Genomic DNA, 14,498 nt, shown 5'->3' with positions numbered 1-14,498 from the left:
GGAATGCGGAGCCTTCCCATACTCAGGGGCAGCGAATCGGTACGACGTTGCGATCTCTGGTTTGATTGATGGCCGATGCCGACAGGCTGCCGGTGGCCGCCTTCTGGATATGTTCACTCCACCAGGCCATCATCGGACGCCGGCGTTCGATGTAATCCGCCCGGTTGTAGGCGCTACGAACTTCGTCCTTGTCGACATGCGCCAGCGCGACCTCGATCAGCTCCGGATCCCAGCCATGCTCATTCAGGATGGTGCTCGCCATCGAGCGCAAGCCGTGGCTGACTAGACGGTCCTGAAAGCCCATGCGCTTCAACGCCATGTTGGCGGTCTGGCTATTGGCGTGGGTGCGGGGGTTTCTATCTGAGGGGAACACGTACTCTCTGTTACCGCTGAGTTGCTTGAGTGTCTCCAGTAACGAAAGTGCCTGATCGGTAAGAGGGATTGTGTGCGGCCGACGTTTTTTCATGCGCTCTGGCGGAATGGTCCAAATGCGCTTGTCGAAGTCGATATCTGCCCATCGTGTGGTGGCTGCTTCGGCAGGGCGGGTCATCGTGTGCAGTTGCCATTCGATCAGGCAGCGGGTCGTGCGCTTGATGCTGGCATTCGCGATTTCCATCATGAGCTCGGGAAGCTCCTCAGGTGGTAGCGCAGCCATGTTCTCTTTCTTGGGTTTCTTGAATACCGCCCGAATTCCATTGAGGGGGTTCGCGAGTATCAGCCCGGAGTTGACCCCGTAGGTCATGATCTCGTTGAGTCGTTGGCTCAATCGTTTCACGGTTTCGAGGCTCCCTTTGGCCTCGATTGGACGAAGGATCTTGATAACCATCGGAGCAGTGATTTGAGAGAGCGGCGTTGTTTTCATGCTTGGGAAAACATGAAGCGTCAGCGATCTCCAAATGTCTTCGGCGTAGGCTTTGGTTACGGAGTCTTTCTTCAGCTCGAACCAGGCCGTGGCCACCTTCTCGAAAGTGTGTTCACTCTCAGCAAGTTTGGCTTGCCTTACCTCATCACGCTGGGTTTTGGGATCAATGCCCAAAGCGAGCAACTCACGCGCCTCTGCGGCTTTCTTTCGAGCGTTGGCTAGCGATAGGTCGGGGTATGGACCAAGCGCCATGTTGATACGGCTTCTGATCAACGGCTCGCGGTAATTGAAATTCCACATCATCGAGCCGCTGGCGCGTACTCGAAGCTGCAAGCCATCGCCGTCGCTGAGGACGAAGTCTTTACCAGTTGCCTTGACTGCCTTGACTGCCTTGAGCTGGCGATCGGAGAGGCGGGTTGCGTTAGTAGGCATGGGGGCTACCTCCAGCACCGTTTTGGTATCCTGAAAATAGCATTTGGTAGTCCGGGATACCACCTGGGATACCAAAGCGCCTGGAACTCAGAAATCCTCAAAAGCCCCAAGAAGCGCTGAAACCCCTGTATTTACTGGATTTCAGGCACAAAAAAAGACGTCCGTGGACGTCTTTAGATGATGAAGTGGTGGAGCCGGGGGGATTTGAACCCCCGTCCGCCAGTACTCCGCTGTCGGTACTACATGCGTAGCCGTGTCTATTAAGTTAACCCTCAGCGACCCGACGGGCAGGGTGCTTTGGGCGAGTTGTGTAAGTTTTAGCCGCTTCGTCCACAACGTACTGCACGGCGATTCTGTTCTATATGACAATCATTTTGGGTTTACAGACATCCCCTGATGATTGCTGGACCCGAAGGTACCAGGAGCATTGTCAGCTGCAATTAAGCAGCGAGAGCAACACCGTATTGGTCGTCATTGGCAACTATAAGTAGTTGCAACAGTGGATTTACGACTTCTGTTACCAAGTCGGCATGCACCTAGAGTTTCGCAACCGGCGTCGAATCCTAAACGGCCCCGAACTCATTGCTCAGTACATCTGTTTGAGCAACAAGCCTGCGCAGTGTACGCCAATCAGCCCACAAGGCCAACCCGAAGGTTGGCCGGGACGCTGATCAGTTGTTGGTACCGGTGGATTTGCGCAGTTCCACGATGGTTTGCGAGGTTTCCGCAATGCAATCGTCAATTTTACCTTGAGCCTCAAGCGCCTTGGCTTTGGCCACGCTGGTATCAGCACGTTGTTTGAGTTCGGGCTTGTCCGACAACTGTGTATTGTTGATGGTCTGAATATTGGCCTGACACAGATCGGCAGGCTTGCCGTCAGCAAACGAAGCGGACGCCATCATCGATGCAGTAACGAACAGACCTAACAGTACAGAACGTTTCATGTGTATCTCCTTGAACCGAGTGGGTCCAGACTTCGCTGGCCGTCAGGACGGGCAACCGTATGGAAGAAAAACCCCGATCAGTCGGGGTTAATCTGTGGACTACAGTCGACCTCAAGGGTTCTATTTTTCTTCAGCAGGCCTTCGCCCGGGTCACCCGATCCACCAGATAGACCAGCCCGTGGTAGTCGATTCCGCCATGTTGCGTCAGGCCGATCTCGCACGTGCGGCTGGTGGAGATCCCTTCGCTGCAATGCTGCACGGCATCCTTGAGCGTGCGCAGCGAATGGCTGTTCAGCTCCGGCGTGGTGAAGCCTTTGTCGCCGGCGAACCCACAGCAATGAATGCCTTCCGGAATCACCACGGTTTTGCTGCACTTGCGCGCCAGATCGATCAGCGCTTGGCTTTCGCCCAGATGTTGCGTACTGCAGGTCACGTGTACGGCAATCGGTGCGTCTTGTGGGGTGAAATCCAGTCGATCGAGAAGGTGCGTACGGATGAAGCGCACCGGGTCGTACAGGTCCAGGCGAACATCTCCCACGTCCTGCACCAATCGCAATGTGCACGGACTGGTATCGCAATAGATCGGATCGAGCCCGCCGCGACTGGCATGCAGCAGTGCGCTGATCAACTCCTGACGCTTGTGTTCGGCCTGTTCGGCGTAGCCTTTTGAGGCGAAGGGCTGGCCGCAGCAGAGGTTGTCCTGGTTGTCCGGGAACACCACTTGGTAACCAGCCTTTTCCAGCAACCCACGGGTTTTGTCATATAGCGACATCTGCTCTTTGTCGCCCGCCGCCGGGCCCATGACCCGCGACACACAAGCCGCCAGATAGACAACGCGCGGGCGTTCGTCTGACACGCTCGGGCTGAAGCGAATGGCTTTCTCTGGCTGCGGCATCGCATTCGTCCACAACGGCACCTGGCCTTTGGACAGCCGCGTAATGGTTGCGGAAAGTTTCGCCAGACGCGGTGCGCCAAGCATCATCCGCGCGCCGTTGGCCACATGCAGGGTGAAGCGTGCGCCTTGCAGGGTCTTGGCGAAATTTCCTTCGATCCAGTCGGCGGTTTTCTGATGCGTCGCGTGTCGGCCACGGAGCTTTTTCACCAGCTCACCGGTATTGATGCCTACCGGGCAACGTTGCGCGCACAGACCCGTTGCGGCGCAGGTGTCGATGCCTTGGTACTCGTAGGCTTCTTCCAGTTTGCGGGTGTCGATGCCCGCACGTTTTTTCGCCTGAATATCGCGCCAGATGACGATGCGCTGGCGCGGGCTCAGGGTCAGGTCTTTCGAAGGGCAGACAGGCTCGCAGAAGCCGCACTCGATGCACTTATCGACAATCTCGTCGGCCGCCGGCAGCGGTTTCAGGTGTTTGAGGTGGATCTGCGGATCTTCGCTGAGCACCACGTCCGGGTTGAGAATGCCGTTCGGATCGAGCAGACGTTTGAGCTGCCACATCAACTGATAGGCGTCGCTGCCCCATTCCAGTTCCACGAATGGCGCCATGTTGCGGCCGGTGCCGTGTTCGGCTTTCAGCGAACCACCGAATTCCACCGCCACCAGTTGCGCGACGTCATCCATGAACGCTTGATAGCGTGCGACTTCTTCCGAGTTGTTGAAGCCTTGGGTGAAGACGAAATGCAGATTACCTTCCAGCGCGTGTCCGAAAAGGATCGCTTCGTCGTAGGCATGTTTGTCGAACAGCTCGATCAGGCGATTGACGCCGATGGCCAGTTGTTCGACCGGGAAGGTCACGTCTTCGATGATCACCGTGGTACCGGTTTTGCGTACGGCGCCGACGGCGGGGAAGGTGTCTTTACGGATGGCCCAGAGCTTGGCGTTCTCGGCAGGGTCTTCGGTGAAGTCGACCTGCTTTTCTACAGGGAAACCGCTGAGCGACGCCATGATCTGCGCCAGCTGTTCCCGCAGCAAAGTGGAAGAGGCGGCGCGGGATTCGATGAGCAGCGCACAGGCATTGTTCGACAGTTGTTGTACGAAAGCCGGCATGCCCGGTTTGTCCTGCACCGAACGCAAACTGCGGCGATCCAGCAGTTCTACGGCTGACACCGGTTGGCTTTTCAGCACGGTGACCGCGTTGCAGCAGGTTTCCACATCCGGGAACACGATCAGTGCCGACGCCTTGTTCGGATGATCGATCACCGTGTCGTAAGTCACCGCGCTGATGAAGCCGAGCGTGCCTTCGGAGCCGACCAGCAAATGGCTCAAGATATCCACAGGCTCATCGAAATCCACCAAGGCGTTGAGCGACAGGCCGGTGGTATTTTTCAGACGATATTTGTGGCGGATTCGTGCAGCCAGTTCGGCGTTGGCGCGGGTCTCGCGGCCCAATGTCGCCAAGCGTTCGAGCAGATCGCCGTGGCTCACGCGGAATGCCGCGACACTTGTAGCGTCTTCGGTATCCAGACGTGTGCCATCGGCCAGCACCAGGCGAATCCCGGCCAGCGTGTGGTAGGTGTTTTGCGCGGTGCCGCAGCACATGCCGCTGGCATTGTTAGCGACGATGCCGCCGATCTTGCAGGCGTTGATCGATGCTGGATCCGGGCCGATCTTGCGCCCGAACGGCGCCAGCCACGCGTTGGCCTGCGCGCCGATCACCCCGGGTTGCAGGCGGATTTGCATGCCTTGGCCGCGAATCTCGCGCGCGTTCCAGTTATCCCCAAGCACGATCAAAACGGAATCGCTGATCGCTTGGCCGGACAGGCTAGTGCCGGCCGCACGGAAGGTCACCGGAACATGGTCGCGCTGAGCCAGTTTCAGCAGAGCCACAACTTCATCTTCGGACTCGACGCGGATTACCAGTTTCGGAATCAGCCGATAAAAACTTGCATCAGTGCCGAAGGCCAGCGTCGATAACGGATCATCAAAGCGGCGCTCGGCCGGAATCAGTTGTTGCGCATCACGCAGGAAGTTCGCTGGAAGCGTCATTGGTCCTCCAGAATCAGCACCACCAGATCTTTCGGGCCGTGGGCGCCGTATGCCAGCACTTGCTCGATGTCAGCAGTTTTCGACGGGCCGGACACCAGCAACGCGTTGGTCGGCATGCCTTGCGCCCATTCGAATTCCTGTTGCACCTGATAGAAGTTGTCGCGGATTTCACTGGCCTTGAGCAGGGCGAAATGCACCGGTGGCACCAGGCTCATCAAACGCGGTTCTTCGCGGGTCGGCCACATGATGAGGCTGCCGGTGGCGGCGATCGCGCCGAGGGTGCCGGTGAGGCTGGCCGGGGTGTCATTGAACAGTTCGGCTTTCCACTCTTCCATCGGCCGGTCGTAGGACTTCAGCGCTGGCAGATCAGGATTGTTCGCCCAGTGCTGTGTGATTTTCTGCCCGTGCGCTGTCGTCGGCGCGATCAACAGGCTCGGCAACTGACGATCGCGCAGCAGTTGCGCGAGCAGTGCCGGCCAACCTTCGCCCGAGGTCATGTGAATCTCGGTGTGCACTGCTTCCATCAATTTGCGCAGCTGCGGGATGCGCTGTTCAGCAGTGTAGGTGTAAGGCTGCGTCACCAGATCGACATCGAAGTTGTCGGCAATCGGCGTGGTGCCGGTCAGACTTTTCCGCAGTTTGCCGAGGATATTTTGCTTGGCGCTCATCAGCGGTCCCCCTGTTTGGCCAGATGCTCGCGGGCCATGTCGTGCAGTGAACGGGCGGCGGGTTTCGGCGCGCTGTGGTTTTGCGTCCACGGGCCGACGTTACTCGGAGTCAGGGCACGCAGGCGCGTGGCGAAGAAACCGAACAATCGATACAAAGTCGGAGAGCTGTTGAGCCTGGCCCAGGCGTTCCAGATAAAACGTTCCTTGCGCGAATACTTGCTGCCCTGACCGCGCATCACTTGATTCGGGCTGTCCGGGGCTTTGACGTTTTCTTCGCGCAGGCGCCGCAGGATCGCCGGGATCGGAATTTTTACCGGGCACACTTCACCGCAGGCACCGCACAGCGACGAAGCGCTCGGGTGATCCGGAACCTTGGCCAGACCGACCATGTGCGGGGTGATGATTTTGCCGATTGGCCCCGGATACACCTCGCCGTAAGTGTGACCACCGACGCGGGTATAGACCGGGCAATGGTTCATGCAGGCGCCGCAGCGGATGCAGTTCAAGGTCTGGCGCAGTTCACTGTCGGCAAACGCCTGGCTGCGACCGTTGTCGAGCAGGACTAGATGGACTTCCTGCGGGCCGTCGAGTTCGTGTTCCTTGCGCGGGCCGGAGATCATGTTGACGTAAGTGGTGATCGGAATGCCCAGCGCCGAGCGCGTCAGCAGTGACAGCAGCGGCACCACGTCACGCAGGTTTTCCACGACTTTTTCGATGCCGGTGACGGCGATGTGCACCGGTGGCACGGTGGTGGTCATGCGGCCGTTGCCTTCGTTTTCCACCAGCAGCAGGGTGCCGGTTTCGGCCACGGCGAAGTTGACACCGGAGACGCCGATGTCCGCTTCGAAGAATTTCTGCCGCAGGACTCTGCGACCGATCTGAATGAGTTGGTCAACGTCCTTGGTGTATTCCACGCCAAGTTTGTCGTGGAACAAGGACGCGACCTGACCGGCATTCTTGTGGATCGCCGGCATAATGATGTGTGAAGGCTTCTCGTGGTCGAGCTGGACGATGTATTCCCCCATATCGGACTCCAGACATTCAATGTCCCGAGCCTCGAGGAAATGGTTCATCTCCATCTCTTCGCTGACCATCGATTTGCCCTTGATCACTTGCCGCGCCTCGTGAGCGCAGATGATCGATAAGACGATGCCATTGGCCTCGTCCACCGTTTCCGCCCAGTGCACTGTCACACCGTTGCGGGTCAGGTTCTGTTCCAGTTGCTCGAGCAGGTCGGGCAACTTGGAGAGCGCGCGGGCTTTGATCGAATTGCCCAGTGCGCGCAAATGTTCTCTTTCGTGGGGATCACTGAACGCGGCTGCCCGCTTGACCATCAGTGAGTCCATGGCAGTGCGGAAGTTGTTCCGTAGCTGCTGATCACCCAAGGCATTGTGTGCCCGGGTGCGGAAATCTTCTTCTACGGCGACCGTAGGAATAATCGCGGAAGTGCTCATTGCGCACCCCCGGTTCGTTGCCACAGAAAGCTGGCGAGATGTTGCCCGCGCAGCGCTTCTTTTTGTTTCTCCAATGCGCCGTTGATGTTCATCAAACAGCCACAGTCGGCGCTCAACACCTTGTGCGCGCCGGAATCCTTCAACGCTTTGGTCTTGTCAGCCACCATTGCGCCGGAAATGTCTGGCATACGGACGCTGAATGTTCCGCCGAAGCCACAGCATTCGCTTTCATGGTCGTGATTGACCCGTTCCACATTGCTCAACTGCGCCAACAACTCGCGACCGTGCAGGTGGGTGTTCATTTCGCGACGTGCCGAACACGAAGTGTGCAGCGCGACTTTGACCGGCTCGCCACTGTCCTTGAGCTGCACCTTGCAGACGAACAGCAGAAACTCGGCCAGTTCATAGGTGCGGGCCGCGAGGGCCTGAACCTGTTTCAATGTTTGCGGCTCGTCCTTGAACAAGTCGGCGTAATGCTCGCGCAGCATGCCGGCGCAGGAACCCGACGGCACCACCACCGGATAATCCCCGGCAAACAGCGCCAGTTGCGAGCGCGCTACCGTCCGTGCTTGCTCGGTGTAACCCGAGGTGTAGGCCGGTTGCCCGCAGCAACTCTGCCCTTGCGGATACTCGACCCGAATCCCTTCGCGCTCCAGCAAGCGGATCGCGTCCATCCCGGCTTCGGGGTAGAACAGGTCGACCACGCACGTGCCGAACAGGTAGACCCGCGACGGTTTCTCGCTGGGGTATTGCCGAGGTTCGGGCAGTGGCGGTGCCACACGGGTCGCGTTTGGCACGGCGTTGTAAAAAAGCTCGCTCATCAGGCGTGTCTCCGGGTGGGCCCGGTTATCCGTCTGTTGTAGCTGCTGAATATAGAGAGCATTGCTTTCAGCAGCCTTACAGACCGGGTTGTGAATTGCTGACGCCGAAATCACGGATCGGCGTCGGTTTTTTCCATGCTTCTTGTCGGTTTAGTGGACCAGCATGCCGGTGAACCAGTAGGCCTGAGCCAGGGTGATCAAGCCGACAATCGTTGCAAAGAATAGGCTGTGCTTGAGGGTGAAGCGGAACAGATCTGATTCCTTGCCCACCAGTCCGGTCGCGGCGCAAGCCACGGCTATCGATTGTGGCGAGATCATCTTGCCGGTCACGCCGCCACTGGTGTTCGCCGCCACGAGCAAGGTGTCGTTGACGCCGATCTGGTGCGCAGTGGTTGCTTGCAACGAACTGAACAGGGCGTTGGACGAAGTATCCGAACCGGTGAGGAATACGCCCAGCCAGCCGAGGAATGGCGAGAAGAACGGGAACGCTGCGCCCGTACCGGCCAGCACCAGCGCCATGGTCGAAGACATGCCGGAGTAGTTGGTGACGAAGGCGAACGCCAGCACCATGCCGATCGACAGGATTGGCCAGCGCAGTTCGTAGAAGGTCTCTTTCAAAGTGGTCAGACCAGTTTTGAAATTGATCTTCAAGACCAGCATCGAGATCAGCGCGGAGAAGAAAATCGCCGTGCCGGTCGCGGAAATCGGATCGAGTTTGAACACCGCTGGAATGGCAGTCGGGACGGCTACGATCGGTGCGGTTTTGATCACTAATTGATCAAGGTGTGGGATCGCGAAGTTGAACACCCAGCTGTACATTGAACCGCCAGCGGCGAACATCGCCTTGAAAGGCTTCAGTGTCCAGATGGTCACCAGTACGGTGAGGATCAGGAACGGCGACCACGCTTTGAAAATTTCCCCGAGGCTGTAAGGCGAAGCCACGGTGGTGCGTTTCTGACCGAAACCGCCGACGCTGGCGGTCACCACCGAAGCGGAAACGGCGCCGGCGATATGTTGGCCGGCAGCGCGTTTTGGCTGCCAGACTTTCAGGAACAGGGTCAGGGAAATCAGGCTGGCCAAGGCCGAGGTGATGTCCGGCAACTCTGGGCCGATGAAGTTGGACGTGAAGTATTGGGTGACGGCGAAGCTCAGGCCCGCGACCAATGCAGCCGGCCAGGTTTCACGCACGCCGCGCAGGCCGTCCATCATGAACACCAGCCAGAACGGCACGAACAGCGACAGCAGCGGCAGTTGGCGACCGGTCATGGCTCCGATCTTGAACGCGTCGATACCGGTGACTTGGCCGGCGACGATGATCGGGATCCCCAGTGCACCGAACGCTACCGGTGCGGTGTTGGCGATCAGGCACAGGCCAGCGGCGTACAGGGGGTTGAAGCCCAGTCCGACCAGCAACGCGGCAGTAATCGCCACGGGTGCGCCGAAACCGGCGGCACCTTCCAGGAACGCTCCGAAGCAGAAACCGATCAGCAGCACTTGCAGGCGCTGGTCGTCAGTAATCGATAACACCGAGCTGCGAATGACCTCGAACTGACCACTTTTGACCGTCAGTTTGTAGAGGAATACCGCCGCGACAATGATCCAGGCAATCGGCCACAGACCGTAGGCGAAGCCATAACCAGCGGCGGCGAAGGCCATGTCGACCGGCATCTGGAACGCGAAGATTGCCACGGCAATCGACAGCGCGAGGGTGATGCTCCCGGCCACATGGCCTTTGAGGCGGAACACCGCCAATGCGAGGAAAAAGAACACGATGGGGATGACGGCCGCGAGTGCGGACACGCCGAGACTGCCGAGCGGGCTGTAGAGCTGTTGCCAGGTTTGCATATGGGGTGGCCCCTAATTGTTGTTGGTCAGGCACTGTCAGCGTTCTTGGATAATTGGTAAGACCAATTTACAATCGCTGTTGGCTAGGGTAAAAGCCTTGATGGCGGTGTGTCAATTTGTCGCCCTGAAACTTTTGTCGAACAAGCGGTGCAGAGCGCATCTGATCTGGTTTGGGCAAGTGGCGTCTGGTAGGTGTCGACAAGGCGCCGATAGGCCAGAATAGAGAGCCCGGCGAGCGGTCGGGATCGTGGAGAAATGAGTTATGGGGTTTGATCAGATTCGGCAGCGCCGTTTGTCTGACGATATTGTCGAGCGACTCGAGGGGATGATCCTCGAGGGCACGCTGAAGTCCGGTGAACGGCTTCCGGCTGAGCGCACGCTGGCCGAACAATTTGGCGTATCACGGCCATCATTGCGTGAGGCGATTCAGAAACTGGCGGCCAAAGGTCTGCTCGTCAGTCGTCAGGGCGGCGGCAACTATGTCGTGGAAAGCCTCGGCTCGACGTTCAGTGATCCGCTGCTGCAGTTGCTCGAAAGCAATCCTGAAGCACAGCGCGATCTACTGGAGTTTCGGCATACTTTGGAGGCATCGTGCGCCTATTACGCCGCATTGCGCGCCACCGATGTCGATCGTGAGCGGCTGACCGCCGCGTTTGAAGAGCTGCAGGACTGCTATTCGCGTCACGATGAAGTCAGTCGGGCAGAGGAGGGCGCGGCGGATGCGAAATTCCATCTGGCGATTGCTGAAGCCAGTCATAACGCGGTGTTGCTGCACACCATTCGCGGGCTGTTCGATCTGCTCAAGCGTAACGTGGTGACCAACATCGGCGGCATGTACAAGCAGCGCACGGAAACTCGCGACATGCTGATCACTCAGCATAGGGAATTGTATCTGGCGATTATTGAAGGTCGTGCGGAGCAGGCACGGGAAGTCTCCAGCCGACATATCTTGTATGTGCAGGAAGTGCTGGAAGAGGTGCGGCAGGAGGTTCAGCGCATGGCCCGGGCGGAGCGACGCAAGGGGATGTGATTTTTTAAAGCAAAAGATCGCAGCCTGCGGCAGCTCCTACACAGGAATATGTATTTCCCTGTAGGAGATGCCGCAGGCTCGGGCCGCGATCGGACGATCTTTGCTTTCGGGGGGGAAGACTAGTCTTCCTTGCCCTTGTTGCGCACCGCACGCTGCAGTTCACGACCGGCGTCGCGTTCGCGCTCGGTGTCACGCTTGTCGTATTCCTTCTTGCCCTTGCCCAGAGCGATCTCGCACTTGACCATGTGCTTGCTCCAGTACCAGGACAGGCAGACGCAGGCGTAACCCTTTTGCTGCACCATCGCTGCAAGCTTTTCCAGCTCGCGGCGGTTGAGCAGCAATTTGCGTGTGCGCACCGGGTCAGCGATGACGTGGGTGCTTGCGGTCATCAGAGGCGTGATGTGGCTGCCAAGCAACCACGCTTCGCCATCCTTGAGCAGGACATAGCTGTCGACCAGCTGTAGCTTGCTTGCCCGCAGACTTTTTACTTCCCAGCCGGCCAGGACCAGACCAGCCTCGAACTTATGCTCGATGAAGTAATCGTGTCGCGCCTTTTTGTTCTGCGCGATGGTCCCTGTTGGGTGTTTCTTCTGTTTAGCCATAGGGGCGGCATTATATGGAGATAAACGGCTGTCGGCTACGGTGATGCTGCGTGCTTGAGCAGGTTGAGTGAATCCCGGACAATGCGGCCTCTTTTTCTAACGCTTGGGCGTGATAAACGATGTCGACAGACAAGGTTTCTGTCCACGGCAGTTGGGCTAGCCGCTGGGTATTCATACTCGCCGCGACCGGTTCGGCCGTGGGACTGGGTAGTATCTGGAAGTTCCCCTACATGGTCGGGGTCTACGGCGGCGGTGCGTTCGTGCTGATGTTTCTGGCGTGCATCGCGCTGATCGGCATCCCGGTCATGCTCGCGGAAACCCTGATCGGCCGGCGCGCCCGGCAAAGTCCGGCGAACGCCTTGAAGGTGCTGGCGCTGGAAGCCGGGCACTCGGGCAAGTGGTCGTGGGGGGCCTTTGCCGGGATGATCACGGCATTGCTGATCCTGTCTTTCTATAGTGTGGTGGGCGGCTGGTCGCTGGACTACATCGTCGATATGGGCCGCGGCGACTTCCAGGGCGCCACGGCCGATCAGGTCGGTGCGTATTTCGGCAATGTCATTTCCAATCCATGGCGTCTGACACTTTGGCATACGATTTTTATGCTGCTGTCGGCCTTCGTCATCGCCAAAGGCGTGGTCGCCGGGCTTGAGCGCAGCCTGCGTATCATGATGCCGCTGCTGTTCGTGATGATCCTGGTACTGCTGGGTTACAGCATGACCACCGGGCATTTCATGGAAGGCGTGCATTTCATGTTCGACTTCCACCCGGAAAAAGTCCTCGACGGCTTGTTGCCGGCGATGGGGCATGCGTTCTTCTCGCTGAGTGTCGGTGTCGGCTCGATCATGATCTATGGCGCTTATATGCCGAAGAGTTCGTCGTTGTCGGGCACCGTTGTCGGCGTGGCATTGCTCGATACCTTTGTTTCGCTGATCGCCGGCCTGGCCTTGTTCCCGATTGTATTTGCCGGCGGCCTGAACCCTAGTGAAGGGCCGGGGCTGATGTTCGTCAGTCTGCCGTTTGCCTTTGGTAATGTGGCGTTCGGTCAGTTGATGGGCGTGGTGTTCTTTGTGCTGGTGGCGATTGCTGCCTGGAGTTCGGCGATCTCGCTTCTGGAACCGATGGTTGCCTATCTGGTTGAGCGCACGAAAGTCAGTCGCGCGTGGGTGACTTTCTGGCTGGCGTTCATCTGCTGGTTCGTTGGTCTGGGCACAGTGTTCTCCTTCAATATCTGGAAGGAGGCCAAATTTTTCGTGAACGAAGGCGGGATGTTCCACCTCTACCAATGGGGCGCGCAGAGCGGTCTGGACTTCTTTGGCGTGATAGATTTCTTCACCTCGCGGATCATGTTGCCGCTCGGTGGTCTGTGTTTCGTGCTGTTTGCCGGATGGGTGATGGGGCGTGAAGCGGTACGCGACGAGTTGTCGATCCGCAATCCGGCACTGTTCGCCCTGTCTTTGTTTTTGATGCGCTACGTGGCGCCTATCGGCATTGTTGTAGTGTTTGCCGCTCAGCTCTGGAAGTAACGCTTACATGACGACACATATTCAACGATCGGCGTTGCTGCCGTACCCGGCGCAATTTCTCTACGACCTGGTCAACGACGTGGCCCGCTACCCGGAATTTCTGCCGTGGTGCTCGGCTGCCGAAGTGCTGGAAAGCTCGCCGGAGCATATGCGCGCCAGCGTTGGCGTGGCCAAGGGCGGCCTTAGCCAGCATTTTGTCACGCGCAATACATTGGTGCCGGGACAGTCGATCGAGATGAACCTTGAAGAGGGGCCGTTCAATCAACTGCACGGCGTCTGGGTGTTCAAGGCGTTGAACGAGAAGGCCTGCAAGATCAGTCTGGATCTGTCGTTCGACTATGCCGGGCCGCTGGTGCGCGCCACGTTGGGTCCGCTGTTCAATCAGGCGGCCAATACGCTGGTGGATGCGTTCTGTCAGCGCGCCAAGCAGATACATGGTTGAACCGGTGATCGAGATAGAAGTGGTGTACGCGGCCGTGGATCGTCAGGTTTTACGCGCTGTCAGCGTAAATGAGGGCGCCACGGTGCGGGCTGCGGTGCTTGCATCGGGTATTGGTAGCGAGTTTCCTGAGCTGAATCTGGCGGAGTGCCCGCTGGGCATCTTTGGAAAAGTAGTTGCTGACCCGGATTCACGGGTGATTCAGGCGGGAGATCGCATCGAGATTTATCGCCCGTTGCTTGCCGATCCTAAAGAGGTACGGCGCTTGCGGGCGGCCAAGGCTGCCGAAGCCAAGGCTCGAAACGCGTAAAAGCCAAATCACAGGCAATAAAAAACCCGGTATTTCCGGGTTTTTTATTGCCTCGCAAATTATTGCGGCGAGGTGTCCAGCGGCTCTGGTGTCGGAACCGGAACGGTTTCCACACCATCGACGTCCTTCTGGATCTGATCCAGCAAGGAACCTGGCTTGACCGGTTTTTCCGGTTCTGGCTTCTCGGCGTTTTCAGCAGGAGTCGACACGGTCGTGCCACTGTCCTTGCCGAGAATGGCTTCGTCACGGCTTACGCCCGGCATAAAGTCACCGGACAGGCTGACAAGCTGGTCGTTTGAGTTGAAAATAACGCTGACGCGTTCCTGTTGGCGTTCACCGCCACCCGGTTGCAGGCTGTACAGATAATCCCAGCGATCGGCATGGAACGTGTCGACAAGCAGAGGGTTACCCATGATAAACCGTACTTGCGGCCGGGTCATTCCCGGGCGTAACTGGTCTATCATGTCCTGCGTGACGACATTGCCCTGCTGGATGTCGATTTTGTAAACCCCGGGGAATGAACAACCGGCGAGTGCGAGCAGTCCCACAAAGGTGAAACTGGTTAGCAAGAGCTTGGTGTTTTGCATCGGTGGGCGACTTCCACTATCTTGGCTGGGACAACGTAAA

At 58.2% G+C, this 14,498-nt stretch carries 13 protein-coding genes and 1 other RNA gene; 4 read left to right on the top strand and 10 right to left on the bottom strand.

Annotated features, from left to right (window positions below; translation table 11 throughout):
* Window positions 1-22 precede the first annotated feature (22 nt).
* The 8 genes from ACOYXE_RS18675 to ACOYXE_RS18640 form a co-directional block, all read right to left on the bottom strand.
* Window positions 23-1,294, bottom strand: coding sequence for an integrase domain-containing protein (locus ACOYXE_RS18675; RefSeq protein WP_460926398.1), 1,272 nt, complete (start codon window positions 1,292-1,294; stop codon window positions 23-25).
* Between the two features lie 186 nt (window positions 1,295-1,480).
* Window positions 1,481-1,869, bottom strand: a transfer-messenger RNA (tmRNA) gene (gene ssrA, locus ACOYXE_RS18670).
* A gap of 96 nt (window positions 1,870-1,965) precedes the next feature.
* On the bottom strand, window positions 1,966-2,238 hold the full coding sequence (locus ACOYXE_RS18665) for a hypothetical protein (RefSeq protein ID WP_460926397.1): 273 nt from the start codon (window positions 2,236-2,238) through the stop codon (window positions 1,966-1,968).
* Between the two features lie 130 nt (window positions 2,239-2,368).
* Window positions 2,369-5,179 carry an FAD-binding and (Fe-S)-binding domain-containing protein gene (locus ACOYXE_RS18660; protein WP_460926396.1) on the bottom strand — a complete coding sequence of 937 codons (2,811 nt, stop codon included), beginning with the start codon at window positions 5,177-5,179 and terminating at the stop codon, window positions 2,369-2,371.
* Window positions 5,176-5,847 (bottom strand): LutC/YkgG family protein, encoded by a 672-nt coding sequence (locus ACOYXE_RS18655; RefSeq protein ID WP_405122325.1) that lies wholly within the window; start codon window positions 5,845-5,847, stop codon window positions 5,176-5,178. Before ACOYXE_RS18655 ends, ACOYXE_RS18660 begins: the two co-directional genes overlap by 4 nt.
* Complete coding sequence (locus tag ACOYXE_RS18650; RefSeq protein ID WP_460926395.1) at window positions 5,847-7,301, bottom strand: LutB/LldF family L-lactate oxidation iron-sulfur protein; 1,455 nt, start codon at window positions 7,299-7,301, stop codon at window positions 5,847-5,849. Before ACOYXE_RS18650 ends, ACOYXE_RS18655 begins: the two co-directional genes overlap by 1 nt.
* Window positions 7,298-8,122 carry a (Fe-S)-binding protein gene (locus ACOYXE_RS18645; RefSeq protein WP_460926394.1) on the bottom strand — a complete coding sequence of 275 codons (825 nt, stop codon included), beginning with the start codon at window positions 8,120-8,122 and terminating at the stop codon, window positions 7,298-7,300. The genes ACOYXE_RS18650 and ACOYXE_RS18645 overlap by 4 nt, the downstream gene beginning before the upstream one ends.
* Before the next feature lie 150 nt (window positions 8,123-8,272).
* Window positions 8,273-9,967: a lactate permease LctP family transporter gene (locus ACOYXE_RS18640; protein ID WP_460926393.1), complete on the bottom strand. Its 1,695-nt coding sequence runs from the start codon at window positions 9,965-9,967 to the stop codon at window positions 8,273-8,275.
* Window positions 9,968-10,229: 262 nt separating this feature from the next.
* On the opposite strand from ACOYXE_RS18640, the gene ACOYXE_RS18635 reads away from it, so the two are divergent.
* Window positions 10,230-10,997: an FCD domain-containing protein gene (locus ACOYXE_RS18635; RefSeq protein ID WP_007915207.1), complete on the top strand. Its 768-nt coding sequence runs from the start codon at window positions 10,230-10,232 to the stop codon at window positions 10,995-10,997.
* Between the two features lie 119 nt (window positions 10,998-11,116).
* Here ACOYXE_RS18635 and smpB read toward each other — a convergent pair whose 3' ends face one another.
* A complete protein-coding gene (smpB, locus tag ACOYXE_RS18630; RefSeq protein WP_008088297.1) occupies window positions 11,117-11,599 on the bottom strand; it encodes an SsrA-binding protein SmpB in 483 nt (160 codons plus the stop codon).
* Window positions 11,600-11,718: 119 nt separating this feature from the next.
* Here smpB and ACOYXE_RS18625 point away from each other — a divergent pair, with 119 nt between their 5' ends.
* From ACOYXE_RS18625 to ACOYXE_RS18615, 3 genes are read left to right on the top strand one after another with little or no spacing between them, the layout of a single operon-like run.
* Window positions 11,719-13,122 carry a sodium-dependent transporter gene (locus ACOYXE_RS18625; protein WP_016986511.1) on the top strand — a complete coding sequence of 468 codons (1,404 nt, stop codon included), beginning with the start codon at window positions 11,719-11,721 and terminating at the stop codon, window positions 13,120-13,122.
* A 7-nt stretch (window positions 13,123-13,129) separates the two neighbouring features.
* The gene (locus ACOYXE_RS18620) at window positions 13,130-13,564 is read left to right on the top strand and encodes a type II toxin-antitoxin system RatA family toxin (protein WP_053117014.1); all 435 of its coding nucleotides are present in this window, start codon (window positions 13,130-13,132) and stop codon (window positions 13,562-13,564) included.
* A complete protein-coding gene (locus ACOYXE_RS18615; protein WP_160055771.1) occupies window positions 13,557-13,871 on the top strand; it encodes an RnfH family protein in 315 nt (104 codons plus the stop codon). Before ACOYXE_RS18620 ends, ACOYXE_RS18615 begins: the two co-directional genes overlap by 8 nt.
* Window positions 13,872-13,930: 59 nt before the next feature.
* Here ACOYXE_RS18615 and ACOYXE_RS18610 read toward each other — a convergent pair whose 3' ends face one another.
* Window positions 13,931-14,458 carry an outer membrane protein assembly factor BamE gene (locus ACOYXE_RS18610; RefSeq protein WP_160055773.1) on the bottom strand — a complete coding sequence of 176 codons (528 nt, stop codon included), beginning with the start codon at window positions 14,456-14,458 and terminating at the stop codon, window positions 13,931-13,933.
* Window positions 14,459-14,498 lie beyond the last annotated feature (40 nt).

The organism is Pseudomonas sp. MC6, assembly GCF_054790575.1.
Note: the sequence above shows the minus strand (reverse complement) of the source record. Positions and strands in the feature narration are given on the sequence as shown.